The sequence below is a fragment of the Jannaschia sp. L-14R genome (genome assembly GCF_056857695.1).
The window spans coordinates 92,868-115,856 of record NZ_JBSXNP010000011.1; the positions used below are offsets into that span (position 1 = coordinate 92,868).

The 22,989-nt window shown below is 64.9% G+C and carries 26 protein-coding genes; 10 read left to right on the top strand and 16 right to left on the bottom strand.

Translation table 11 applies throughout. The annotated features are described in order from the left end of the window. The first annotated feature begins 140 nt into the window (after positions 1 to 140). Positions 141 to 2,816 (top strand): type I DNA topoisomerase, encoded by a 2,676-nt coding sequence (topA, locus tag AC13C2_RS13100; RefSeq protein WP_482887070.1) that lies wholly within the window; start codon positions 141 to 143, stop codon positions 2,814 to 2,816. A gap of 22 nt (positions 2,817 to 2,838) precedes the next feature. On the opposite strand, the gene AC13C2_RS13105 is transcribed toward topA, so the two are convergent. Beyond that, positions 2,839 to 4,041 (bottom strand): SMP-30/gluconolactonase/LRE family protein, encoded by a 1,203-nt coding sequence (locus AC13C2_RS13105; protein WP_482887071.1) that lies wholly within the window; start codon positions 4,039 to 4,041, stop codon positions 2,839 to 2,841. Between the two features lie 154 nt (positions 4,042 to 4,195). Here AC13C2_RS13105 and AC13C2_RS13110 point away from each other — a divergent pair, with 154 nt between their 5' ends. The 3 genes from AC13C2_RS13110 to AC13C2_RS13120 are packed head-to-tail and all read left to right on the top strand — an operon-like array spanning position 4,196 to position 6,379. Next, positions 4,196 to 5,053 (top strand): serine hydrolase domain-containing protein, encoded by an 858-nt coding sequence (locus AC13C2_RS13110; RefSeq protein WP_482887072.1) that lies wholly within the window; start codon positions 4,196 to 4,198, stop codon positions 5,051 to 5,053. Between the two features lie 49 nt (positions 5,054 to 5,102). Continuing rightward, a complete protein-coding gene (locus AC13C2_RS13115; protein ID WP_092760434.1) occupies positions 5,103 to 5,696 on the top strand; it encodes a nitroreductase family protein in 594 nt (197 codons plus the stop codon). Next, complete coding sequence (locus AC13C2_RS13120) at positions 5,693 to 6,379, top strand: EI24 domain-containing protein (RefSeq protein WP_482887073.1); 687 nt, start codon at positions 5,693 to 5,695, stop codon at positions 6,377 to 6,379. The genes AC13C2_RS13115 and AC13C2_RS13120 overlap by 4 nt, the downstream gene beginning before the upstream one ends. Here AC13C2_RS13120 and AC13C2_RS13125 read toward each other — a convergent pair. Together AC13C2_RS13125 and mce are read right to left on the bottom strand one after the other, a co-directional pair. Further along, positions 6,376 to 6,654 (bottom strand): DUF1467 family protein, encoded by a 279-nt coding sequence (locus AC13C2_RS13125; RefSeq protein WP_482887074.1) that lies wholly within the window; start codon positions 6,652 to 6,654, stop codon positions 6,376 to 6,378. The genes AC13C2_RS13120 and AC13C2_RS13125 overlap by 4 nt on opposite strands. Then, positions 6,654 to 7,058, bottom strand: coding sequence for a methylmalonyl-CoA epimerase (gene mce / locus AC13C2_RS13130; protein WP_092760428.1), 405 nt, complete (start codon positions 7,056 to 7,058; stop codon positions 6,654 to 6,656). The genes AC13C2_RS13125 and mce overlap by 1 nt, the downstream gene beginning before the upstream one ends. Positions 7,059 to 7,200: 142 nt before the next feature. Here mce and AC13C2_RS13135 point away from each other — a divergent pair, with 142 nt between their 5' ends. Continuing rightward, the gene (locus AC13C2_RS13135; protein WP_339640162.1) at positions 7,201 to 7,899 is read left to right on the top strand and encodes a response regulator; all 699 of its coding nucleotides are present in this window, start codon (positions 7,201 to 7,203) and stop codon (positions 7,897 to 7,899) included. A gap of 9 nt (positions 7,900 to 7,908) precedes the next feature. Here AC13C2_RS13135 and AC13C2_RS13140 read toward each other — a convergent pair whose 3' ends face one another. The 3 genes from AC13C2_RS13140 to AC13C2_RS13150 are packed head-to-tail and all read right to left on the bottom strand — an operon-like array spanning position 7,909 to position 9,506. Next, positions 7,909 to 8,052: a hypothetical protein gene (locus AC13C2_RS13140; protein ID WP_482887075.1), complete on the bottom strand. Its 144-nt coding sequence runs from the start codon at positions 8,050 to 8,052 to the stop codon at positions 7,909 to 7,911. Then, positions 8,049 to 8,807 (bottom strand): SDR family NAD(P)-dependent oxidoreductase, encoded by a 759-nt coding sequence (locus AC13C2_RS13145; protein WP_482887076.1) that lies wholly within the window; start codon positions 8,805 to 8,807, stop codon positions 8,049 to 8,051. Before AC13C2_RS13145 ends, AC13C2_RS13140 begins: the two co-directional genes overlap by 4 nt. A gap of 45 nt (positions 8,808 to 8,852) precedes the next feature. Beyond that, positions 8,853 to 9,506 carry a DUF3047 domain-containing protein gene (locus AC13C2_RS13150; RefSeq protein ID WP_482887078.1) on the bottom strand — a complete coding sequence of 218 codons (654 nt, stop codon included), beginning with the start codon at positions 9,504 to 9,506 and terminating at the stop codon, positions 8,853 to 8,855. A 222-nt stretch (positions 9,507 to 9,728) separates the two neighbouring features. Here AC13C2_RS13150 and AC13C2_RS13155 point away from each other — a divergent pair, with 222 nt between their 5' ends. Genes AC13C2_RS13155 through AC13C2_RS13170 form a run of 4 tightly spaced genes read left to right on the top strand, consistent with a single transcriptional unit; the run spans position 9,729 to position 12,363 of the window. Then, positions 9,729 to 10,235, top strand: a complete 507-nt coding sequence (locus AC13C2_RS13155) for a type III secretion system chaperone family protein (protein ID WP_092760420.1) — start codon at positions 9,729 to 9,731, stop codon at positions 10,233 to 10,235. 51 nt (positions 10,236 to 10,286) lie between these two features. Continuing rightward, entirely contained in the window at positions 10,287 to 11,081 is a 795-nt protein-coding gene (gene proC / locus AC13C2_RS13160; protein ID WP_482887079.1) for a pyrroline-5-carboxylate reductase, read from the top strand. After that, positions 11,078 to 11,413, top strand: coding sequence for a tRNA-binding protein (locus tag AC13C2_RS13165; protein WP_482887080.1), 336 nt, complete (start codon positions 11,078 to 11,080; stop codon positions 11,411 to 11,413). Before proC ends, AC13C2_RS13165 begins: the two co-directional genes overlap by 4 nt. 5 nt (positions 11,414 to 11,418) lie before the next feature. Then, complete coding sequence (locus AC13C2_RS13170) at positions 11,419 to 12,363, top strand: 2-hydroxyacid dehydrogenase (protein WP_482887609.1); 945 nt, start codon at positions 11,419 to 11,421, stop codon at positions 12,361 to 12,363. Positions 12,364 to 12,454: 91 nt separating this feature from the next. On the opposite strand, the gene AC13C2_RS13175 is transcribed toward AC13C2_RS13170, so the two are convergent. From AC13C2_RS13175 to AC13C2_RS13210, 8 genes are all read right to left on the bottom strand, one after another. Next, positions 12,455 to 13,900 carry an NAD-dependent succinate-semialdehyde dehydrogenase gene (locus AC13C2_RS13175; RefSeq protein WP_482887081.1) on the bottom strand — a complete coding sequence of 482 codons (1,446 nt, stop codon included), beginning with the start codon at positions 13,898 to 13,900 and terminating at the stop codon, positions 12,455 to 12,457. A 2-nt stretch (positions 13,901 to 13,902) separates the two neighbouring features. Next, positions 13,903 to 14,856: an aldose epimerase family protein gene (locus AC13C2_RS13180; RefSeq protein WP_482887082.1), complete on the bottom strand. Its 954-nt coding sequence runs from the start codon at positions 14,854 to 14,856 to the stop codon at positions 13,903 to 13,905. 9 nt (positions 14,857 to 14,865) lie between these two features. Then, positions 14,866 to 15,768: a hydroxyacid dehydrogenase gene (locus AC13C2_RS13185; protein WP_482887083.1), complete on the bottom strand. Its 903-nt coding sequence runs from the start codon at positions 15,766 to 15,768 to the stop codon at positions 14,866 to 14,868. A 100-nt stretch (positions 15,769 to 15,868) separates the two neighbouring features. Beyond that, positions 15,869 to 16,960, bottom strand: a complete 1,092-nt coding sequence (locus AC13C2_RS13190) for a Gfo/Idh/MocA family protein (RefSeq protein ID WP_482887084.1) — start codon at positions 16,958 to 16,960, stop codon at positions 15,869 to 15,871. After that, on the bottom strand, positions 16,957 to 18,282 hold the full coding sequence (locus tag AC13C2_RS13195; RefSeq protein WP_424337984.1) for an L-fucose/L-arabinose isomerase family protein: 1,326 nt from the start codon (positions 18,280 to 18,282) through the stop codon (positions 16,957 to 16,959). The genes AC13C2_RS13190 and AC13C2_RS13195 overlap by 4 nt, the downstream gene beginning before the upstream one ends. After that, a complete protein-coding gene (locus tag AC13C2_RS13200) occupies positions 18,282 to 19,310 on the bottom strand; it encodes a tagatose 1,6-diphosphate aldolase (protein WP_482887085.1) in 1,029 nt (342 codons plus the stop codon). Before AC13C2_RS13200 ends, AC13C2_RS13195 begins: the two co-directional genes overlap by 1 nt. Next, positions 19,307 to 20,149: a PfkB family carbohydrate kinase gene (locus tag AC13C2_RS13205; protein ID WP_482887086.1), complete on the bottom strand. Its 843-nt coding sequence runs from the start codon at positions 20,147 to 20,149 to the stop codon at positions 19,307 to 19,309. Before AC13C2_RS13205 ends, AC13C2_RS13200 begins: the two co-directional genes overlap by 4 nt. Next, the gene (locus tag AC13C2_RS13210) at positions 20,146 to 21,435 is read right to left on the bottom strand and encodes a cytochrome-c peroxidase (RefSeq protein WP_482887087.1); all 1,290 of its coding nucleotides are present in this window, start codon (positions 21,433 to 21,435) and stop codon (positions 20,146 to 20,148) included. Before AC13C2_RS13210 ends, AC13C2_RS13205 begins: the two co-directional genes overlap by 4 nt. Between AC13C2_RS13210 and AC13C2_RS13215 the strand changes: the two genes are divergently transcribed. Then, complete coding sequence (locus AC13C2_RS13215; RefSeq protein ID WP_092761233.1) at positions 21,424 to 21,903, top strand: tetratricopeptide repeat protein; 480 nt, start codon at positions 21,424 to 21,426, stop codon at positions 21,901 to 21,903. The genes AC13C2_RS13210 and AC13C2_RS13215 overlap by 12 nt on opposite strands. Before the next feature lie 101 nt (positions 21,904 to 22,004). Here the strand turns inward: AC13C2_RS13215 and AC13C2_RS13220 are convergent, their stop codons facing one another. Both AC13C2_RS13220 and AC13C2_RS13225 read right to left on the bottom strand, forming a co-directional pair. Next, the gene (locus tag AC13C2_RS13220; protein WP_139204658.1) at positions 22,005 to 22,295 is read right to left on the bottom strand and encodes a hypothetical protein; all 291 of its coding nucleotides are present in this window, start codon (positions 22,293 to 22,295) and stop codon (positions 22,005 to 22,007) included. A 141-nt stretch (positions 22,296 to 22,436) separates the two neighbouring features. Then, positions 22,437 to 22,964, bottom strand: coding sequence for a hypothetical protein (locus AC13C2_RS13225; protein WP_482887088.1), 528 nt, complete (start codon positions 22,962 to 22,964; stop codon positions 22,437 to 22,439). Positions 22,965 to 22,989: the final 25 nt, after the last annotated feature.

Genomic DNA, 22,989 nt, shown 5'->3' on the forward strand with positions numbered 1-22,989 from the left:
CCCCCGGCGCTCCGAATACGGGCGAAACCGCCGCCATTGACAATCCCCCGGCGCCCCCCACATGGTCCGCGGCCCAAGGGGACAGGCCCGAATACACGCCGACAGATCCCCCCAGATCGAACAGTCCGAGGTTTCCGCCCATGCCCGTCGTCGTCGTTGAATCCCCGGCCAAAGCCAAGACAATCAACGGATATCTGGGCAAGGGTTACACTGTCCTGGCCAGCTATGGCCACGTCCGCGACCTGGTCGGCAAGGACGGCAGCGTCGATACCGAAAACGGTTTCGACATGACCTGGGAAATCCCTGCCGACAGCAAGAAACGCATCAAGGACATCGCCGACGCGCTGGCCGACGACCCGAACCTGATCCTGGCCACCGACCCCGATCGCGAGGGCGAGGCGATTTCCTGGCACCTGCAGGAGGCGCTGCTCAACCGCCGGGGCATCAAGAAGGACATGCCGGTCAGCCGCGTGGCCTTCAACGCCATCACCAAGAAAGCCGTGCAGGAGGCCATCGCCAGCCCGCGCGAAATCGACACGCCGCTGGTCCATGCCTATCTGGCACGCCGTGCGCTCGATTATCTGGTCGGCTTCAACCTGTCGCCGGTCCTGTGGCGCAAGCTGCCCGGATCGAAATCGGCTGGCCGGGTGCAGTCCGTCTGCCTGCGCCTCGTGGTCGACCGCGAAATGGAGATCGAGGCCTTCGACGCCCGCGAATACTGGTCGGTTCGCGCCATGCTGGAAACCCCGCGTGGTCAGACCTTCGAAGCGCGCTTGGTCTCGCTGGCCGGCAAGAAACTGGACCGCTTCGATCTGGCCGACGCGACGCAGGCCGAACTCGCCGTGCAGGCCGTCGAAAGCCGCACGCTGACCGTCACGGCAGTCGAGGCCAAGCCGGCCAGCCGCAACCCCAGCCCGCCCTTCATGACCTCGACCCTGCAGCAGGAAGCCAGCCGCAAATTCGGCATGGGCGCCAAGGCCTGCATGTCGACGGCGCAGCGCCTGTATGAAGCCGGACATATCACCTACATGCGGACCGACGGTATCGACATGGCGCCCGAAGCCGTGACCGGGGCGCGCGATGCCATCGCCGCCCGGTACGGCAGGGACTACATCCCGTCCGAGCCACGCATCTACAAGAACAAGGCCAAGAACGCGCAGGAAGCGCACGAATGTATCCGCCCGACCGACATGACCAAGGCAGCGGACGAACTGCGCCTGGAAAAAGACCAGAAGCAGCTCTACGACCTGATCTGGAAGCGCACACTGGCCAGCCAGATGTCGGGTGCACGGATGGAACGCACGACCGTCACGATCCGCGACAAGGACGAGCAGGTCGAACTGCGTGCCACTGGTCAGGTCGTGATTTTCGATGGCTTCATGAAGGTCTATACCGAAGGCCGCGACGACGATGCCGCGACCTCCGAGGACGACAAGCGCCTGCCCGCGATCCACGAAGGCGATGCGGCCAAGAAAGTCGCCGCCTATGCCGATGAGACGTCCGAGAACCAGTTGATCAAGGCCCCCTCGAACGCGGTTCTGGGTCAGCAGAGCTTCACCCAGCCTCCGCCGCGCTACACCGAGGCGACGCTGGTCAAGAAGATGGAAGAACTGGGCATCGGGCGCCCGTCGACCTATGCCAGCATCCTGTCGACCATCGTCGACCGCGGATATGCCCGCAAGGAAGGCAACCGCCTGTTCCCCGAAGATCAGGGACGGCTGGTGACGGTCTTCCTGTCGAATTACTTCCGGCGCTACGTCAGCTATGACTTCACTGCCGGGCTGGAGGAGGAACTGGACGAGGTTTCCGCCGGCGACAAGGACTACAAGGACGTTCTGGCCCGTTTCTGGCGCGACTTTTCGGCGGCCATCGGCGAGACATCGGAGCTTCGGATCACCGAAGTCCTCGAGAAGATAAACGAAGTGCTGGAGCCGCATATCTTCCCCGACAAGGGCGACGGCACCGATCCGCGCCTGTGTCCGAAATGCGAGGCGGGCCGCCTGTCGATGCGCACGGCGCGATCCGGGGGGGCCTTCATCGGCTGCTCGAACTATCCCGAATGCCGCTATACCCGCCCCTTCGGCCCTCCGGGCCTGGAGGGGGAGCAGCAGGGCGACGAACGCATGCTGGGCGTGGAGCCGGAATCCGGGCTGGAGGTCTGGCTGAAATCCGGGCGCTTCGGGCCGTATGTTCAGCTGGGCGAAGCGACGGACGAAAACAAGAAACCCAAACGCTCCAGTCTGCCCAAAAGCTGGGCCCCCGATACCATCGACTATGATAAGGCCCTTCAGCTTTTGTCCCTGCCCCGTCACGTCGGCACCCATCCTGAAGACGGTGAACCAATCGAGTCAAACCTCGGGCGCTATGGGCCCTACGTCAAATGGAACAAGGTCTACGCCAACCTGCCGGACGAGGAGGAGATCTTCACCATCGGCATGAACCGCGCCGTTGAAGTGCTGGCCGAAAAGCTGGCCAAACGCGGCGGGCGCGGTGCCGCGGCGGCCCCTCTGCGCGAACTGGGTGAACACCCCGAAAACGGTGGCCCCATCAACGTAATGGAAGGTCGCTATGGCCCCTACGTCAAATGGGAGAAGGTGAACGCGACCCTGCCCAAGGAGATGACGCCCGAAGACGTCACAATGGCGCAGGCGGTGGAACTGATCGCAGCGAAGGCCGCGAAGTCGCCCAATAAGAAGGCGGCGACGAAAAAAACTGCCGCCAAGAAGAAAACGGCGGCAAAGAAGACCGCAGCCAAAAAACCGGCGCCAAAAAAGGCGGCATCAAAGAAACCGGTGGACGGCGCGGCTGGGGCCTGACCCCGGCCGCGCGCCCGCTGGGTCAAGCAGGCCCAGCCCCCTGCGTCCCGGTAAAGACCGAATAGATCGACTGCGATGCGGCCATGAACAGGCGGTTCCGCTTCGGCCCGCCAAAACAGATATTGCCGCAAACTTCCGGCAGGCGGATACGGCCCAGCAAGGTGCCTTCCGGCGTCCAGATCGTCACCCCGGAATAGCCGACGTTGCGGCCTGCATTCGATGACGCCCAGACGTTGCCCGCTACGTCCGTCCGCAATCCGTCCGGCCCGCATTTTATACCGTCCACCACGCAGTCCGAAAACACGCGCCGGTTCGACAACGTGCCATCGGCGGCGACATCCATCGCTATGATCTCGCCATTGCCGCCCGGTCCGGTATCGCCCGGACCCTTGCCGGTCGAGGCGATATACAGAACCGATTGATCGGGCGAGAAACACAGACCATTCGGGTCCGCCGCATCCGCTTCGGTCGCCACGCGCGTCACGGTGCCGGAGCCATCGACGCGATAGGTCGCGGTCTCCATCTCCCGGTTCCAGTCGCCGATTTCGGGCGGCTGCCCCAGACGCGGGTTCAGCAATCCGGCCGCATTCGACGGACCACCGGCGGCATCCGGCGCGCCTTCGTACAATTGTCCGCCATAGGGCGGATCGGTAAACCAATAGCTGCCATCGGGATGCGCCACGATATCGTTGGGCGAATTGAACCGCTTACCCTCGAACATATCGGCTAGGATCGTGACCGACCCGTCCAGTTCATAGCGCACGACACGGCGCGTCAGATGTTCGGCCGACAATTGCCGTCCCTGATAATCGAAGCTGTTGCCGTTGGAATTGTTCGACGGTTTACGGAACTCCGAGACATGTCCGTCCTCGTCCAGCCAACGCATCTGCCGGTTTTCGGGAATGTCGGACCAGATCAGGTATTTTCCGACGCTGTTCCAGGCCGGTCCCTCGGCCCAGCGCGCCCCGGTCCAGAGCCGTTCAATCGACGCATTGGGCTGCATCACGCCCCAGAATCCATCCTCAGCCGCAACCAGATCGGGGTCCCAGAAATACACGTTCGGGTCAGCATCGGGGCCGAACTCGCGGCGCGGCGTGGTAATGGTCGACAGCGGCTCGACTGCCGTGGATTGCGCATTCGCGGCCACCGCGGTCAGCGCGACCGCCCCTCCGCCAAGTGCGCCAAGGGCCTGCCTGCGCGACAGATGACTGATGTGCTTCGTCATGATGATCCTCCCAGATACCGGCATGTGCCACAGGCGATGGTAAGTCACGGCGGGCCGTCGGCGCGCGCGATGCTTCCCCTGCGTCACCTTCCAGCGGAAACCCGCCCAGACGGTCCCCCTTGCAGCAGATCGGGACGTCTGAAACCCTCGGTGCATGACTACCATCACAGCCCGTCTCGACGCCGACGGAACACTTGTCGCAGACCCCGCCCCCGCCCTTCCTTGGTGGAGTTTCAGCAAGACGATTATCGCCGCCCTCTGCGTCGACGCAGCGGCACGGGGAAAGCTGTCGCTGGATGCGCCGTGTCCCGGCCGGGCGTGGACGATCCGCGATCTACTCCGGCATCGCGCCGGTTTGGGCGATTATGGTCTCCTGCGGGCCTATCAGGCCGCCGTCATGGCAGCCGACCCGGTCTGGTCCGCCGACGACTTTCTGCGCGCCGTCCCGCCGGACCGGCCCGGCACGCCACCGCGCACCCGGTTCGCCTATTCCAACATCGGCTATCTGCTGGCCCGGCAGGCGCTGGAAGATGCCACAGCTACGCCCCTTGCCACCTTGCTGCGCGATCGGTTGGCCATTCCGCTCGGCCTGTCCTCAGTGCGCCTTGCACAATCCGTCGAGGATTTCGCCGATCTGCCTTTTGCGGCAAACGGGTATCACCCCGGCTGGGTCGCGCATGGTTGCGTCATGGGCAGCCCGACAGATGCCGTGCGAATGCTGCGGGCTATCCTGTCGGACCCGTCGCTGGCACAGATGCAGGATGCCCTGCAGCTGTCATTCTCCGACCCCGGCCGACCGTGGACACGGGCCGGTTATGGTCTGGGCCTGATGATCGGCGACGTGGGATCGGCGGGCCGCGTTATCGGCCATTCCGGCGGCGGTCCATTCTCGGCCAACGCCGTCTATGCCGTCCCGGATTGCCCCGGATCACCCGTCGTCGCCTGTTTCACCTCCGGCGAAAACGAGGCTCCGGCGGAACATGCCGCCGTTGCCCTGGCGCTCCGGCCTTGAAACCGCCCCTTTGGCGGGCGACATGACCTGCCAACCGAAGGATGCCCCGATGACTGCACTGCCGCCCCTGACCCCGCGCCCCGACGTGACGGCGTTCCTGCTGACCCGCCGGTCCCGCCCGGCCAAGACGCTGGTGGCCCCCGCCCCGGATCGCGCGGCACTGGAACCGATGCTGACCGCCGCCCTGCGCGTTCCCGATCATGGAAAGCTGGAGCCCTGGCGCCTGATCGTCTTGCGGGATGCGGCGCTGATCCGGCTGGCCGATCTGACGACGCGGCTGGGCGCGGCGCAGGATCGCGATGCCGACAAGCTGGCCAAGGCCCGTGCAATGTTCACCGACGCACCCGCGATGGTCGCCGTGATCGGATCGCCGCAACCGTCCGACAAGGTTCCCGCCATCGAACAGACGTTGTCCGCCGGGGCGGTCTGCCTCGGCCTGGTGAACGCTGCGCTGGCGGCGGGATGGGGGGCAAACTGGCTGTCGGGCTGGATGGCGACGGACCGTGACTGGCTGACACGGGGGCTGGATCTTGCCGCATCCGAATACGTCGCGGGCTTCATTGTTCTGGGCACCGAGACCTCCGCGCCGCCCGACCGCCCGCGACCGGACGTCGATGCCCTGACAACATGGGTGGAGGCATGATCGACGACGCACTCCGCGCAATTTCGCAACTCGGCGACCCGCGCTTTCGCCGCGTCCTGCTTGCCGGTGTCGGGCTGTCGCTGGCACTTCTGGTCGGGTTCTCCGCCCTGCTGATCTGGGGCGCAGCGGCCCTTGTCGGCCCCTCTGTCACCCTGCCGTGGCTGGGCGAAGTCACCTGGCTCGACAATGCGGCAGGGTGGGCCGCTGTCCCCTTCACGCTGATCGCGTCGATCTTCCTGATGGTGCCGGTCGCGTCCGCCTTCACCGGGCTGTTCCTCGACCGGATCGTCGACGCGGTCGAGGATCGCCACTATCCCCACCTGCCCCCCGCCCGGCATCAGGGCTGGGGCGAGATGTTGCGCGAAAGTGCCGGGTTCCTCGGCCTCGTCATTGCCGCGAACCTTCTGGCCCTGATCGCCTATATCTTTCTCGCGCCCTTCGCGCTGTTCATCTTCTGGGCAGTGAACGGGTTTTTACTGGGGCGGGAATATGCGCAGATGGTCGCCCTCCGCCGGATGCCCGTGGCCGAGGCGCAGGCGTTCCGCCGCCGCAACCGGGGTGCCATCTGGGCGATGGGTGTGCTGATGGCGATCCCGTTGTCGGTGCCGGTGCTGAACCTGCTGGTCCCGGTCATCGGTGCGGCCAGTTTCGCGCACCAGTTTCACCGTCTGAACCGGGTCTAGCCGCCGAATTCGGGCCGTCCGGTCCAACGACGCATATCGTCGATACTCAGTGTCCCGGACATGATGAACCAGACCAGCGGCACCCAGAGAACCAGCGTGATCGCCGTGGCGAAGCCCACGCGACGCCACAGTTTGAATTCGACCGGTGACGAAACATGGGTGCCGGGCACCCGTTCACCCCGGTCGCCCTGCGTGTCCTGCCCGACCTGAAGCCCGATCAGGAAGACCATGGCCCAAACCATGGCGAAAAGGACGAAAGCGGAGAATATACCCATCAGACCTGCTCCAGTTCGACAAGCGTTCCGGTGAAATCCTTCGGATGCAGGAACAGGACCGGCTTGCCATGTGCCCCGATCTTCGGCTCGCCCGATCCCAGCACCCGTGCGCCCGAGGCGATCAAACGGTCGCGGGCCGCCAGGATGTCATCCACTTCATAACAGATGTGATGGATGCCGCCCGACGGGTTCTTGGCCAGAAACCCACTGATCGGGCTGTCGTCGCCCAACGGGTGCAGCAGTTCGATCTTGGTGTTCGGCAGGTCGATGAACACGACCGTGACGCCATGGTCCGGCTCGTCCTGCGGCGGGTTCACCCGTGCCCCCAGCGTATCGCGGTATTGCGCGGCGGCGGCGTCCAGATCGGGGACCGCGATGGCCACGTGGTTCAGCTTGCCGATCATGTCGCGCCCCTTATGCCTTTGTGCGGCGTTATGCGATGCGGCCCCGGCCCCCGCAAGCGGCCTGCGCGATTTGTCGCGCGCCGTTCATCATTCGTTAGGGATGTAATGCGCAACTGTCAGACGAAAGATGAGGAGAGGCACGATGATGGATCCCGACATGCTGGTGCGCCCTGCACCCACCCCGCAACGTCCGCTTCTGGGCCAGACCGTCCTGTTGGTCGAAGACAGCCGGTTCGCGTCCGAGGCGGTGCGCATGCTGGCCCTGCGGTCCGGTGCGCGCATCCGCCGGGCCGACTGCATCGCGTCGGCGGAACGGCACCTGCTGACCTATCGCGCCGGGATCGCCATCGTCGACCTGGGCCTGCCTGACGGTTCAGGGCTGGAGCTGATTTCACGTCTCGCCAGTGCCACGCAGCGTCCCACGGTCCTGCTCGCCACCTCCGGTCAGCCCCGTGACGAGGTGGAGGCGGAGGCCTGCGCCGCCGGGGCCGACGGCTTTCTGCCAAAACCCATCGAAAGCCTCGCCACGTTTCAACAGATCATCCTGCGCCATCTTCCAGCGGAAGACTGGCCCAAGGGCCTGAGCGTTGTCGGCACCGAAACCGTCCAGCCGGATCGCCTCGCCCTGTCGGAAGATTTTGCCTATGCGGATCGTCTGTTGGGGGACGAGAGTATCGCGCCCCGCTTCGTGGCCAATTTTCTCGCTGGATTGGCGCGCACCGGCCACGATCCCGTACTTCTGGCCGAGGCGGAAGGCCTGGCCGCACAGACGATGGACGACCTGCGCCCGCGCCTGCGCCGCCTGATTGCCGAACGGCTTGGCGAACGACGGGTGGTGTAGGCGGGTCTTTCAGGCGGCTGCGAACTCCGACAGGGACCGAAGCTGCTGGCCACCCGCGTCGAAGTTCGACGGTGCCAGCCATGCCAGACGCGCCGCCCGCACCTGGGACCAGTCCCCGTCGATAATGGCGAACCACGCCGACAGATCGGTCATTTCGGCGCCAGGCGGATCGCCCCGTCCAGCCGGATGACCTCTCCGTTCAGCATCGGGTTGGTCGCGATATGGCCGACCAGCGCGGCAAATTCCGCCGGATGTCCCAGACGCGGAGGATAGGGCACCTGTGCGCCAAGCCTGTCCTGAATGTCCTGCGGGAACGCCGTCATCATCGGCGTCAGGAACAGGCCGGGGGCCACGGCGACGACGCGAATGCCCGACCGCGCCAGATCGCGCGCCATCGGCAGGGTCATCGCCGCCACGCCGCCCTTGGACGCGGCATAGGCGATCTGACCCATCTGGCCGTCATAGGCCGCGATCGAAGCCGTGTTCACGATTACGCCGCGTTCGCCGTCCGGCCCCCGGCCATCCTGCTCCGCCATGATCGCGGCGGCGGCCGAGGCACAGTTGAACGTGCCGATCAGATTGATGCCGACGGTTCTGGCGAACAGCACCGGATCATGCGCCCCGTGGCGACCCACGGTCCTGGCGGCAGGCGCGACGCCCGCGCAATTGACCATCAGGTCCAGCCGGTGCCCCTCCGCCACGGTTGCCAGAATCCTGGCGCAGGCCGGGGCGTCCGTCACATCCAGCTTGTGAAATGTCCCGCCCAGCTCTTCGGCGAGGCCCGCCCCCTTATCGTCAAGATCAAGGATCGCGACTGACCCGCCCGCCCCGGCAATATGCCGCGCGACCGCTTCGCCCAAACCTCCGGCCCCGCCCGTGATCGCCGCTCCGCATCCGCTCAAGTCCATCGCACCCTCCCGCGCTGATCGGTGCGACGGTAAAGTCGCGGGCGGTCAGCGCAAGTCCGGTGCGGTGACGCTGGCGCGGATCTTGCTGCCGGTATCGTCGCTGTCCGCCGAAATGCCGACGCCGACCAGCAGACCCGGTGTCCCGCCGAAGGCGCGGGCATAATCCGCCGCCAGATCGACGCTTTCACTTTGCTGTCCTGTCCTCGCCGGGCGCAGGACGATGGTTTTCATGCCTGCAAGATAGGGACTGTCCTGCAGGGTGCCGCGGACGTCGTCACCGCCCCAGACATAGACCAGCACCCGCGTATCCGCATCCCGCAGCAAAGCTGTCGCACGCTTCGGGTTCAGGCCCGCGGCCTTCGCGGGCGTGGTCCAGGCAAAATAAATCGCTAGGTTGCGGTCGTCCCCGCCCTTGCGGCTCAGGTCGGTCGCAGGCACCCCCTCGGCCACGGCCCAGCCCCAGCTGGCGCGCGTCGCGCCCTGCATCGACACTGGCGTTGCCCGCCACAGCAACGATACGGTGCCGTCGGACACAACCTGCAAAGATGCCCCCTGCATGCGATAATCATCTGAAAACAGGCGAAAGAAACCCTGTTCCGTCCAATTTTTATCGAATGGAAGGGGCTGCGCCGTTGCGGAACCGGCAAGGCTGGTCGAAGCGAGGAGGACGGCGGCGATGGCCGATGCGATATGTTTCATGCCCCTGATTTAAGGCTGCGATCGGCGAAGTCCCCTGACATGCGCGTGACCTGCGAAAATCATGCGCCAGCAGGCCGGATCGTTGGAAAAGCTGTGGAGAAGCGCAAATCCTCCCTTTACAGAAACGTCGCTTGCCTGCACCATATATTGTAGAGGGGACATAGAGACGATCATATGGGTCGCGTTCTCCACCAGTCCTATGGGCGCAGAAGAAGGCGGGACATGCTTCACGAACGGCAGCAGTTTTCAGAAACAGGCGACCTCCACCCGATCGATTTGGTCGAGACCGTGGCCGAAAGCCACGACTGGGCCTTCGATCGGGTTGGAGACGACCAGATTTCCATGCAGGTCGAAGGACAGTGGCGCAACTACTCCGTCACTCTTGCATGGTCCCAGACGGACGAAACCCTGCGGCTGATCTGTTGCTTCGAGATGCAGCCGCCGGAGACCAGTCTGCCGCGTCTCTACGAGACCTTGAATCTTGCCAACGACGAATGCTGGGCCGGATCCTTCAGCTATCTGAAGGATCGGAAGATGATGATCTGGCGGTATGGCCTCGTCCTCGCGGGCGGTGTCTGCGCACAGGTCGATCAGGTCAACCATATGGTGGCCGAAGCGATCATGGCCGGCGAGCGCTACTATCCGGCCTTCCAACTGGTGTGCTGGGGCGGTCGCGCGCCGCATGTCGCAATGCAGATCGCCATGGCCGAGGCTTACGGCCACGCCTGATCTTTTCCTCGCACCGGACAGGCCCTAGGGTCAGACCCCGGAGGGTTGCGCATGGATTTCACCGATATCGACACACGCGGAGTCGTGCTTCTGGGCTGCGGCAAGATGGGTTCCGCGATGCTGGCCGGCTGGCTCGACAACGGCCTGTCGCCAGCCGCCGTTACCGTATTGGACCCCAAGCCATCGGACTGGCTGCGCGGCACGGGCGTTCGCATCAATACCGATTTGCCCGCCGCCCCCGCCATCGCCCTGATCGCCGTCAAGCCGCAGATGATGGGCGACGCCCTGCCCGCCTTGCAGTCGCTGACCGACACCCTGTTCGTCTCGATCGCCGCGGGCACACCCATCGTCGCCTTCGAAGCCGCGTTCGGGTCGGACGCCCGCATCGTGCGCGCCATGCCGAACACCCCGGCGGCGGTCGGCAAGGGCATCACCGCCCTTGTCGGGAATTCCGCCGCCACCCCCGCCGATCTTGATTTGGCCGGGCAATTCCTGTCCGCCGTCGGCGAAGTGGTCCGGTTGGACGACGAAGACCGGATGGATGCGGTCACCGGGCTCTCCGGCTCCGGCCCGGCCTATGTCTTTCACATGATCGAGGCGCTGGCCGCGGCCGGCGTGGCGCAGGGGCTGGACCCCGAGCTGGCGGCCCGCCTGGCCCGCGCGACCGTGGCCGGGGCAGGCGCGCTGGCCATGACCGGCGAAGATCCGGCACAACTGCGGATCAACGTCACCAGCCCGAACGGCACCACCCAAGCCGGGCTGGAAGTGCTGATGGCCGAGTTGCCCGACCTGATGGCCCGCACCGTCAAAGCCGCCACAGACCGATCGAAGGAGCTTCGGGAATGAACATCACATACGACGATTTCCTCAAGGTCGACATCCGCGTCGGCACGATCACCCGCGCCGAACCTTTTCCCGAGGCGCGTAAACCCGCCATCAAGATGTGGGTCGATTTCGGCGGCGATCTTGGCGAACGCAAGACCTCGGCCCAGGTGACGGCGCACTATACTCCGGATGGACTTGTCGGCAGACAGGTCATCGCCGTGGTGAACTTCCCGCCCCGCCAGATCGGCAAATTCATGTCCGAGGTTCTGGTGCTGGGTGTTCCCGATCCGGACGGCGAAGTCGTCCTGCTGGCCCCCGATCAGTCCGTGCCGGACGGGGGGCGGATGCATTGACGGATCTGCCGAAACTCCTCGTTTCCCGCGCCCTGCCCGACAGCGTGATGGATGCCCTGCGCGACCATTTCGACGTCACCTGCCGCGATACGACGCAGCCGATGGACCTGCCGGAATGTCGCGCCGCTCTGGCCGATTACGACGTGATCCTGCCGACGCTGGGCGATGCCTTCGGGGACGACGCCTTTACCGGAACGATCCGGGCGAAGGGGTTGGCGAACTTTGGCGTGGGCTATAACCACATCGACGTCGAAGCCGCGCGCAAGGCGGGCCTGGTCGTGACCAACACCCCCGGCGCGGTGACCGATGCGACCGCCGATATCGCCCTGACACTGATCCTGATGACGGCTCGCCGCGCGGGCGAGGGCGAACGCATGGTGCGCGCGGGCAACTGGCAGGGCTGGCACCCGACGCAGATGCTGGGGATGCATATATCGGGGAAGACGCTCGGCGTGATCGGCATGGGCCGCATCGGGCAAGCCATCGCGCGGCGCTGTCACCACGGCTTCGGCATGGACGTTGTATTCCACAACCGCTCTGTCAAATCCGTGCCGGGTGCGCGGCAACTGGCGTCTGTCGCGGAGGTTTGTCAAACGGCCGATATCGTCGTCACCGCCGTCCCCGCCTCGCCCGAGACGTTCCACATCATCGATGCCGCAGCCCTGTCGGCGATGCAGCCGCAGGCCATCCTCGTGAATATCGCCCGCGGCGACGTGGTGGACGAGGCGGCGCTGATTGCGACGCTTCGAAACGGCGGGCTCGCGGGCGCGGGCCTTGATGTCTACGAGCGGGAGCCTCACGTTCCCGCCGCCCTCATGGCCCTCGAAAACGTCGTTCTGTTGCCGCATCTGGGCACAGCCGCGCTGGAAGTGCGCGAAGACATGGGCCGCATGGCGATGGACAACGCCGTGGCCATCGCCGAAGGCCGCGATCCGCCGAACCCGGTCTAGGCGACGGTCCACCCGACTTTCCTGCGCTCGGGCCGGCCCGCAATGACGGGCTGGGCCGGGCGATACCGCCCGCGCCCTCACGCCAAAGTCGTCAGATGCCATCGATGCAGACGTATTTGACCTCCAGGTAGTCGTCCAATCCCTGGCTTCCGCCCTCTTTGCCCAGACCGCTTTCCTTGACGCCGCCGAACGGCGCCTCGACCGTGGTGATAAGGCCCGAGTTGATGCCGATCATCCCGTATTGCAGCCCTTCGTTCAGGCGGAACGCCCGCCCCAGATCGGAGGTATAGGCGTAACACGCCAACCCATAGACCGTGGCGTTCGCCATCTCGATGGCCTCTTCCTCGGTCTCGAACTTGAACACCGGGGCCAACGGACCGAAAATCTCCTCGGTGGCGAATTTCATCGCCTGCGTGGCCCCGGTGACAACCGTCGGCTGGAAGAACGTGCCGCCCTTGTCGTGCCGCGCACCGCCCGTGACGACCTCGCCGCCCTTGTCCCTGGCGTCGGCGACGAAGTCCTCGACCTTCTCGACCGCATCCATGTCGATCATCGGCCCCTGCTCGACGCCCTTCACCAACCCGTCCCCGACCTTGAGCGCCTCCGTCCGCTCGACCAGCCGCTTGACGAAGGCGTCGTGGATGCCCGACTGCACGATCATCCGGTTGGCACAGACGCAGGTCTGGCCCGCATTGCGGAACTTCGACACCATCGCGCCCTCGACCGCCTTTTCCAGATCGGCATCGTCGAACACCACGAAAGGCGCGTTGCCGCCCAGCTCCATCGAGACCTTCTTGACCGTATCCGCCGATCCGCGGATCAACTCCTTGCCGACTTCGGTCGATCCCGTGAAGGTGATCTTGCGAAGGTCGAAACTGTCCATCATCGCCTTGGAAATATCCTTCGCCGATCCGGTGACGACGTTCACCACGCCCTTCGGGAACCCGACCTCCTCGGCCAGCGCACCCCAGGCCAGCCCGGAATAGGGCGTCGCCGTCGCGGGTTTGGCGACCACGGTGCAGCCCACGGCCAGTGCCGGTGCGATCTTGCGGGCCAGCATCGACGACGGGAAATTCCACGGCGTGATCATGCCCACCACGCCAATGGCGTGTTTCGTCACCAGGATACGGCGTCCGTTCACGCCCGCCGGCACGATCTCGCCCTTGGCGCGACGCGCTTCCTCGGCGAACCAGCGGACGTATTGCGCACCGATGGCGATCTCGCCCATCGATTCGGCCAGCGGCTTGCCCATCTCGACGGTCAGCAGTTCGGCCAGATCTTTCTGGTTGTCCATCAGCGCATCATGCAATTTCCACAGCAGCGCGCAGCGATCCATCAGCGAGGTATCCCGATACCCCGGAAACGCGGCAACCGCCGCCTTGATCGCACGTTCGGCCTCGGCCTTTCCGCCTTTGGGCACGGTCCCGATGACGTCGCCCGTCGCGGGGTTGGTCACGTCGATCGTCTCGCCGCTGTCCGCCGCGACCCAATCGCCACCGATCAGGTTCGCCTGCTTCATCCAGTCCTGAAATGCCATGTCTAGTCCTTTTCGAAGCTGAAAGTGGTCGTCTGTTCATAGGTCTCGCCCGGACGCAGCACGGCACCGGGAAAGTCGTCGTGGTTCGGCGCATCCGGCCAGTTCTGCGCCTCCAGCGCGACGCCTGCATGGGCGCGATAGGTTCGCCCGTCCAGACCGGGTACCTGTGTATTCAGCTTGGCACCGTCATAGACCTGCAATCCCGGCTCGGTCGTGGCCACTGTCATCGACAGTCCCCGCGCGTGCAACACCGCCACATCGCGCAGGGCGACGCGCGCGTCCGACAGGCACAGATTATGGTCCAGCAACCCCGCGCCCGGCAACATCCGCCCGGCGCGGAAATCAAACTCCGTGCCTGCCACCGACGCGTCCCCGATGGGGATCATGCCGTCATCGACGGGCGTATAGCGGTCGGCCTTCACCGTCAGGTAATGTCCGGAAATATCGTTCGATCCGTCAAGGTTCCAATAGGTATGATGCGCCAGGTTGCAGATCGTCGGCGCGTCGGTCGTGGCGCGATACTGGATCCGCAGCGTGGCGTCCGGGGCGCAGGTAAAGGTTGCCGAAATCTGCATCGCACCGGGGTATCCCATTTCTCCGTCCGCCAGCGCGATGTTGAAGGTGACGCTGTCGTCGCGATGATCCGCCACTGTCCAGACCCGCTTGCCGGTGCCCCTGGAGCCGCCATGAAGACTGTGCCGGTCCTGGAAGTTCGGGTCCAGATGATACGTCGTGCCGCCCAGCGTGAACCTTGCATCGCCGATCCGGTTGGCAAACCGTCCTGCGGTCGCCCCCATGTAATTGCTTTGCCCTGCGGCGTAATCGTTCAGATCGGCCAGCCCCAGAACCAGCGGCGCGTCATGCCCGTCCAGTCGCAGATCGACCAGCGCGGCCCCCCACTCGGTAAAGGTCGCGGTCAGGCCGTGGCCCGTAATGATGTAGCGGTTCAGGTCCATGATCGAGCCTTAGTCCAATCCCAGATGCGCGGCCACCTTGCGCGCCGTCATCTCGGACACGCGGGCATTCGCCTCAACCGTGACGCCACCGATATGCGGCGTCAGGATCAGGTTCGGAACCCCGGCAAAGGGGTGGTCCTGGCCCAGCGGTTCAGTCGTGAACGTATCCAGCGCCGCGCCGCCAAGATGGCCGGATTTCAATGCCGCTGCCACCGCCGCCTCATCCACCACACCGCCCCGCGCCGCATTGATCAGCACCGCGCCGGGCTTCATCGACGCGATGACGCGGGCGTCAATCATGCCCCGTGTCTCGTCGGTCAGCGGAACATGCAGCGAGATGACATCGCTCTGCGTCAGGACTTCTTCCTCGGTCCCCTCCATCGCGCCCGGAAATTCCTCGGCGTAAGGGTCGGAGGCTAGGCAGGTCATTCCCATCGCCCCCGCCAGCCGCGCCGTCACCCGTGCGATTTCGCCGAACCCCACCAGCCCCAGCGTCTTGCCCGCGACCTCCCGGCCCTGACCTGCCACGCCACGCGGCCAGTCGCCCGCCTCCATCGACGTCCGCAGGTCGTAAGCCCCGCGCAGCAGCATGGCCGACGTCGTCACGACATATTCCGCCACGGACAGCGTATTGGCCCCGGTCGCAGGAAACACCGCGATATCGTGTGCCGCACAACCCGCCACATCGATATTGTCGAGTCCGACACCCAGCCGCCCGACACAGGAAAACCCCGAATACAGCAGGTCACCGCGCACCTGCGTCCGGTTCCTCACGATCAGGGCCTGCGCCAGTCTGGCGTGTTCCGCCAGATCCTCGGGACGATCCGGCAGGTCCGGCTCGTACAGGACCTCGGCCCGGTCCCGCAGCCAGTCGACCCAGGTCTCGTCCATGAATTCGGTAATGAGTATCATCACACGCTCTCCTGAGCATTGTTCGTTTTCCATGCGCCAATCGCGTCGGACCCATATCCGACGTGGATCACCCGTCGGTCACCCCTCTGTCGCATGCCCCTCACACCCCGCGTCCCCGCAGGTCGATCGCCTGACCGGAACGTGCGGATTCCTCCGCCGCCTCGCCGACCAGAACCGACCAGTAGCCATCTTCAAGGCTGACCTCGGGGCGTCCCTTGCCACTGCGGACAAGGTTGAGAAACCGCTCGTGCTGATAAAAGGTCGAGCCGTGATGATCGCCTGCGATCAGCAACTCCGGCGGCGTATGGATCGTCTCGCGAACCTCCTGCTTCAAGGCGCGCAAGGATGTGATCAACTGCGCCTCCCTCGGCTTGCCATCGGACGTAAATCGCGCCGGACCGGGGATCAATGCCTCGACCCGCGCGGTGGGTCCGGTGACGGCGATGATCTCCTGCCAGTGCGACCCTTCCGCGAACATGCAAAGATCCAGCATCCCGCGGGTGCCATTGGCAAAATCGACGACGACATAAGCGTTATCGACGATATCCGGCACCCCCCCGACATAGCGTTCGTCGCGGTGATTCACGTCGACTCCGGCGCTGGCATAAACCCGCACCGGATCGGCGCGCAGCATCAGGCGCATCAGGTCCCAGAAGTGGCAACACTTCTCGACCAGAGTGCCTCCGGAGCGCGCATTGAACCGGTTCCAGTCGTCGACCTTCTGCAAGAACGGAAAGCGATGTTCACGGATGGCAACCATGCGCGGCACCCCCACGATCCCCTGGTCCAACGCTTGAATCAATCGCTGGACCGGAGGCATGAAACGATATTCCATCGCCACCCAGATCGGTGCGACGCGGCCTTGCGCCATATTCAGAAGATCTCGGCAGTCGGCTGTCGTCGTGGCCAAAGGCTTTTCGACAAGTATCGGCTTGTCAGTCGCCAGCAGCTGCTGAACCAGCCCGGCATGAAGATCGTTCGGTGCGGCAATAAGGTAGACATCGCAACAGTTTGCGGCAATCAGATCCCCGGCATCGGCAAACCCCTGCGCCCCGGCGGACGCCATGGCAGCAGCGCGCATACCCGCATCGGGGTCGGCAACGGCAGTGACCGTCGCGCCCTCCAGCAGGGCAATATTACGGATATGCTCCTGCCCCATCATACCCGCGCCGATCAGGCCATATCTGATCATGAGCCCAGTTCCAGCACGTCGATCCCCAACTCCGCCGCGACCCCGCGCAGAGCCTCCGCATGGTCGCCGTAAGCCAGCGCCATGTGATGCTCCAGCCCGCTGGCCATGACATCCCGGCACACGGCATCCGCCCCCCGGTCAAAGCGCACGGTGCCGCTGGTGCCGGTAAAGGCCATCGGCGCGTCGACCACATCGCCCGTCGCGATGACGACCTGCGGCTGGCCATAGGCCTGGCTCAACCGAAACAGCGTCACGCGGCCCGCTTTCAACGGAAACTCCAGCAACAGCGCCTGTTTGCGGTTGGTGTGGACCGTCGCATCCGGAGCCCTGGCCGCCATCGACACGGGCGCCTGACCGCAGTGCCAGACGACCCCGGTGTCGCCGTCCATATCCACCAGATCGGCAAGGAACACCGGGGCATCGGCCACGTCCTGAAGGATGGCCTGGGTGACCGCGCCATAGACGTCGGCCTCGCAGGCGCAGGGGGTTCGCGCCTCGCCCAGCATGGAGACCGGGCCGCAGACCGCTCCGCCGTATTCGGTAAAGGTTTCCGGCCAGCAGCGGATGGCCATCGCGTCGAAGCCATGCTCCGCTTTCAGCCCGGTCAATGCCCCGGCCAGGCGCAGGGACCGGTCCAGTTCGCCCTTGTCCAATTGCGCGATCCCTCCCAGACCTTCGGCTTTGGCGGCATAGGGCGCGACGGCCGCATCGGGCAAAGCGCGGGCACGGTCGAACAGGTCCGGCAGGTCCAGTTCGGTGACCTGCGCGCCGGTCAGCGCCTTAAGCGCGGGCGCGTCATAGGCGCAGGTGTCAAAGCCATCGGGCCGCTCCCCGATCCGCCCGATCCGAAGATCGCGGTTGATCGCGACCGGAGCGGCATCGCTGGCATGACCACGCTTTGGCGCGACCTCCGGCCCCGACAACAGGGCGTCCAGGTCGACGGTATCGCCATAGGCCCAGGTGAAACGCCGGTCGTTCAGGCCCAGTGCATGCGAAAGCAGGTTCAGCCCGCAAAACGCATTCAGCCGCAACCGTCCGCCGGTCCGCGGCTCCGGCACGGCCCAGATCGCGACGCGTCCCTTGTGGGCCACTGCGGCGCGGGTTGCGAAGCCGGCGTCGGTGAAGGTGATCTGAAGGATCAGCAGGACATCGGCGTCGGCGGTTGACTTCAGCGCAGCCTCGTCAGGGCCCATCAGCAGCCTGCGCGGGCCGACAATCTCATGCCCCGACGCATCCAGCTGCGCCAGCACTGCTGCCAGCTTTTCCTCGGCATAGGGCACGTCGAACGTGGGCCGCCCCAGAGGCAGGAGTCCAATGCGCATCAGATGTCCCCGTATCCGTGCCGGAACCCGGCCGTCGGATCGATAAAGGCCGATCCGTCGCCGCCATAGCAAGCATGCCTGTGCCACGGTGTCGCCTGCGCATCGGTCAGCGCGTTCAGTTCGGCCATGTATGGGACCGAGTCGCGTGTCAGCCCCGCCTGCATGGCGTCCCAATCCGGATAGGCATTGAACGCATCCAGCCAGATCGCGCGCCCCGCAAGGAAGCCAGAGGCCCCGGCGGCATAGGCATAGTCCAGCACCGTCTTGAAGTCAGGCTTGCCCGCGCCCGCAGACAGCATGACCCAAGGCCGCGCGGCCAGTTTGCCCATCTCGTCGAACAGCGTCTGAACAGCGGCATCGCCCCCGGCGATGCCCTTGGCCGGAACCGGGCTTTCCAGCTTGAAGACGTCGACGCCGTAATCCGCACCCGCGAAGGCCTCGACCGAGGCCAGCACATGGTCGGAATGCTTGGTCGCCATCTCGGTGTATTCGGAGGTCTGTTCCGCGTCAGTCTCGACTGGATGGACCAGCAGTTCGAACAGGAACGGGATGTCGTATTTCGCGCAGGCTTCGCCCGTGCGTTTGACGAAATCGTGCTGCGCCTTGCGCACGTCGTCCGAAATATCAGGCCTGTACCATGCCAGCACCTTCACGGCATCGCCGCCCATCCGCTTGATCTTGCCCACGGACCAATCGTCGATCTCGGCCGAGAAACGGCCCTGCCCGGTGTCGCGGAACAGGCTGTCCTCCAACGTCACGATCAATCCCTTCCGCGGGTCGAATACCTGCCAGCCATGCGGGATCGCGTAATGCGGGTCCAGCAGCATCGCCGTGGACGAGGGCTGCAACGCCTCGAGCAGCATCGTCTTGACGCGGGCCACATCGTCCCAGTCGGGCTTGCCGTGATGCGCCTCGACCGGGGTCTTGATCGGCGGGCGCTGATCGACGGCGGTCATCTTGAAGCGTCCGGCGGCATCGGCCATGCGGCGGAATCCCAACTGCTTGCCGGGGGTAAGGTGCAGGGTCATTCGGTCTCCAGTTCGATATGCGTCGGATATTGGTCCCAGCCACCCGCACGCGTGCATTTCGTGGCGGCGACATGGTTGGCGAAAGTCGATGCGGCAGTCAGATCGCGGCCCCGGGCCAGCGCCAGCGTGAAGGCCCCGTGCCAGACATCACCCGCGCCCAGCGTATCGACGGAAGCGATCCGCTGGGCGGGAATATGCGGGCCATCGGCCCAGGACACGCCGTTCGGTCCATCAGTATAGGCAACACGGCCCGGAAGGCGCGCGGCGGCGTCGGCCAGGGCCTGGGGCATGGCGTCGATGCCGGTGAAATCGCGCAGGCCCGGGGCGCTGAACACGACGTGGCTGGCCAACGCGGCCAGGGACTCGGGCGTGTATTTCTCGCCGTCCAGCACCGCGGGCATCCCGGCGGCGCGGGCGGCGCGCAAGACGGCCTCGGTCGCCTGGGGCCAACGGCAATCGCAGAGCGTGGCGTCGAATGTCGGGACGTCGGGCGGGGTATCAGGCAGGTCGGCGCCCGGAAAGTTCACGATCATCCGCTCGCCCGCCGGGTCCACCATGACCGATGACAAGGGCGTGCGCCCGCCGCGCGCGAAGGCCGGGACGATGTTCTGACCGGCCAGAAGTCCCGCCAGTTCGTCGCCCGTTGCATCCGCGCCCATCCGCGTCATCAGCGTCACTTCGGCACCCAGTCGCGCGGCGGCGACGGCGGCATTCGCGGCGCAGCCCCCGCCGATCCGCTCGAACGAGGTGCTGCGGTGCTTGCCCTCGGACACGGGCAAGGCCGCAACCCGGTGGACGTAATCCATCACGGAGATGCCGCAGACCAGAAGGCGTATCATCGCTCCACCGCCAGTCCCGACGGCACGGCATCGGGCACGCCCAGACGGCCATACCGGCTCTCGCCCCCTTCCAGCGCGCCCATGAATGCGACCAGATCGGCCACTTCAGCGTCCGACAGAACGACGGGCCGGATGTCCAGTTTGGCCGATACGCGCGCCATTTCGCGCGCATCACTGCGGATCACGAAGTCGCCCGACGCCAGCCACGGCGCGTCGGGCAGATTGGCCAGTTCGGGTGTCCAGCGGGCCGTCGCCGCAACCGGATCGGCATGGTGGCGGATGATCCCGGCCAGCGTCGGATATGCTCCGTTGTGCCCATACGGCCCCGTCAGGGTGACATTGCGCAAAGACGGGGTGCGAAAGCGGTAAGCATCGTCCAGATCGTCGGTTTCGGCCATCCGCCCGACGTCGCGCGGCATCGGGTCGAAACGTCGCGTCCGACCGGGGCCGAAGGGCGGAAGGGCCAGCGCGTAGAAGTTCTGGTCCGTAAACAGCGGGCCGGAGTGGCAGGACGCGCAACCACCCTTGCCGAAGAACAGCATGCGGCCCCGATCCTGCGCCGGGGTCAGATTGCCCTGTCCCGCCAGCCACAGATCATAAGGCGCATCCAGCGAACGCCATTCGGCATTCATGAAATCAGCCAGGGCGATGGCAATATGCCGAATGTCGATATCTTCGGGGCGGTTCAGAGCGAAAGCCTCGACAAGCGCATCGCCATAGGCGGGGATCGTGCGCACCCGTTTCGCCAGAATCGGCCAGCCCCCGTCGATGCGGTCGGAGACGGCGCCGATCACCTCGTTTTCGCCGACATTGCCCGCCATCTCGAACTGTGCGGTCAGCGGGAACAGGGCCTGAACCGCCAGCAGGTTGGGCAGACCGACCGGCAGCCATTCCTCCGCCGGGCTGTCGTAGCCTGTGTCATAGGCATCCGAAACCGATACGCGCCCGTCGTGGAAAAAACTGGTGAATTCCGTCGCGCCGATGTTCCACAGCCCCGGCGCGTTGCGTGGCACCCGCTTGGCGATGGCCCCGTCGGCGACGGTGCGGCGCGTGCCGATCCCTTTCCCGCCCTCGCCGATGCCAAGGCTCAGCGCATCGGCCGAGAACGTGTCGGCGTGGTGACAGGTGGCGCAACTGATGTTGCGGTTGCCCGACAGGATCGGATCATAGAACAGCAACTGTCCGATGGCGGCGCGGTCTTCGGAATAGTCGTTGAACACCACCTCTTGCGCTGGCGCGGGCGACACGGCCAAGCTGAGGCCGAGGAGGATCGTATGAAATTTCATGCCGCGATCTTGGCCACCCTGTTGTCAGTGTCCAGCCCCGCGACCGCAGATATCGAAGCGGCCCGCGATCTGATGGAGGCCGGGGCCTTCGCCGAGGCGCGCGCCGCGCTCGAACCGGCGGCCCGCTCCGGCAATGCCGATGCAGAGGAGTTGATCGGCGTGATGTATGCGATGGGCCTGGGGGTGACGCGCGACCCGGTGCGCGCCTTCGACTGGTATCTGCGCGCGGCGATGAAGGGGCATCCCGGCGCGCAATCCGGCGTCGGCTGGTATTACGAAGTCGGCCTGGGCATGCCCGCGCCCGACCTTGTGCGCGCCTATATGTGGTACGCGCTCTCGGCCATCGGAGGCGACCCGGACGCCGCGATTTCGCAGGAGGAGGTGGTGAAGAAAATGACCCCTGAACAGATCGCAAAGGCGCTGGAACTGGTAGGGGACTACAAGGTCTGGATGTATCCGTTTCGGTGAACGGAATGACCCGCCCGTGTTACCTTCGGCCTGCCTTAGAAACCGGCCTGGGGACAATCACATGACGGATCTTCCCGACAGCCGCGCAAGACTGGCGGCCATCAGACGTCCGCCACGACCTCGCCCCTCATCTCTCCCGTCATCCGCGTCATGTCCTCCTTGTGGACCTTCCTGCGAACCTCGTCGATCTTCAGCTCCGCCGCGTCCCTCGTGATCTTGTCCGGCCATTCGGTGATCGCGGCACTGGTCCGTTCGCTGGTCCGGATCACCGTGACGCGACTTGCGCCCAGGCCCTTCAACGCGGGCAGGCGTTTTTCCTCGATCGCGCGCAGGGATACGTTGTAATCGGTCCCGTCTGCGATTTCCCATGTGGTGATTGTGATATAGCGCATATCGACCTCCATCGGTTATCGCCTGAGTCTACCACAAAAACGAACGGACAGCTTGGCCGCGTTCCACCCCCCTCTCGGTGTGCCCGCAAAGCCGCGTCGGGCCATGGCCTAACCTATAGGACAAACAGCACTATTGCTTCATCATGGCATGGAGACTTCGCCCTCCCAGGCCGAAACTGACGCACCGCGCTGGCCACGCGTCGATTCAAATGTACCGCTACCGGTCAAACCTTCATATTTGCCGCCAGCCTGGAGAATCTCCCAAACGCCAGTTTTTGCACCTTTTTCGACCTTGTAGGACGAGAGGACGAAGTCTGTAGCATCACCGTAACGACATATGCCCTCACCCCAGTCGCCATTGGCATCCCAGTATCCAGCCCCGTTGCATTCGGTCGGCTCCGGCAATGCGTCAGGATCATCTGACACGCGAACACCTTTTGTCGAACTCATCCAGTAGCCGGTCGTTTCACCTGTAGGCCAAGCTTTTACGTCTGCCAGCATGTAGTTATTGCCTGAAACCTTCTCGGCTGCCACCGCCGTCGCAATAGTGGATGCGCCGATTAGTGCTAAGATCAAAACCTTCATCGAGTATACTCCTACAAAAACTACAAGTCGGCGCACGCCAATGATTGGTCCCACAGGTGTGATCCGGCTGAAATGGTAATTCATAATCGGCCTGGCATCCATTGGATGA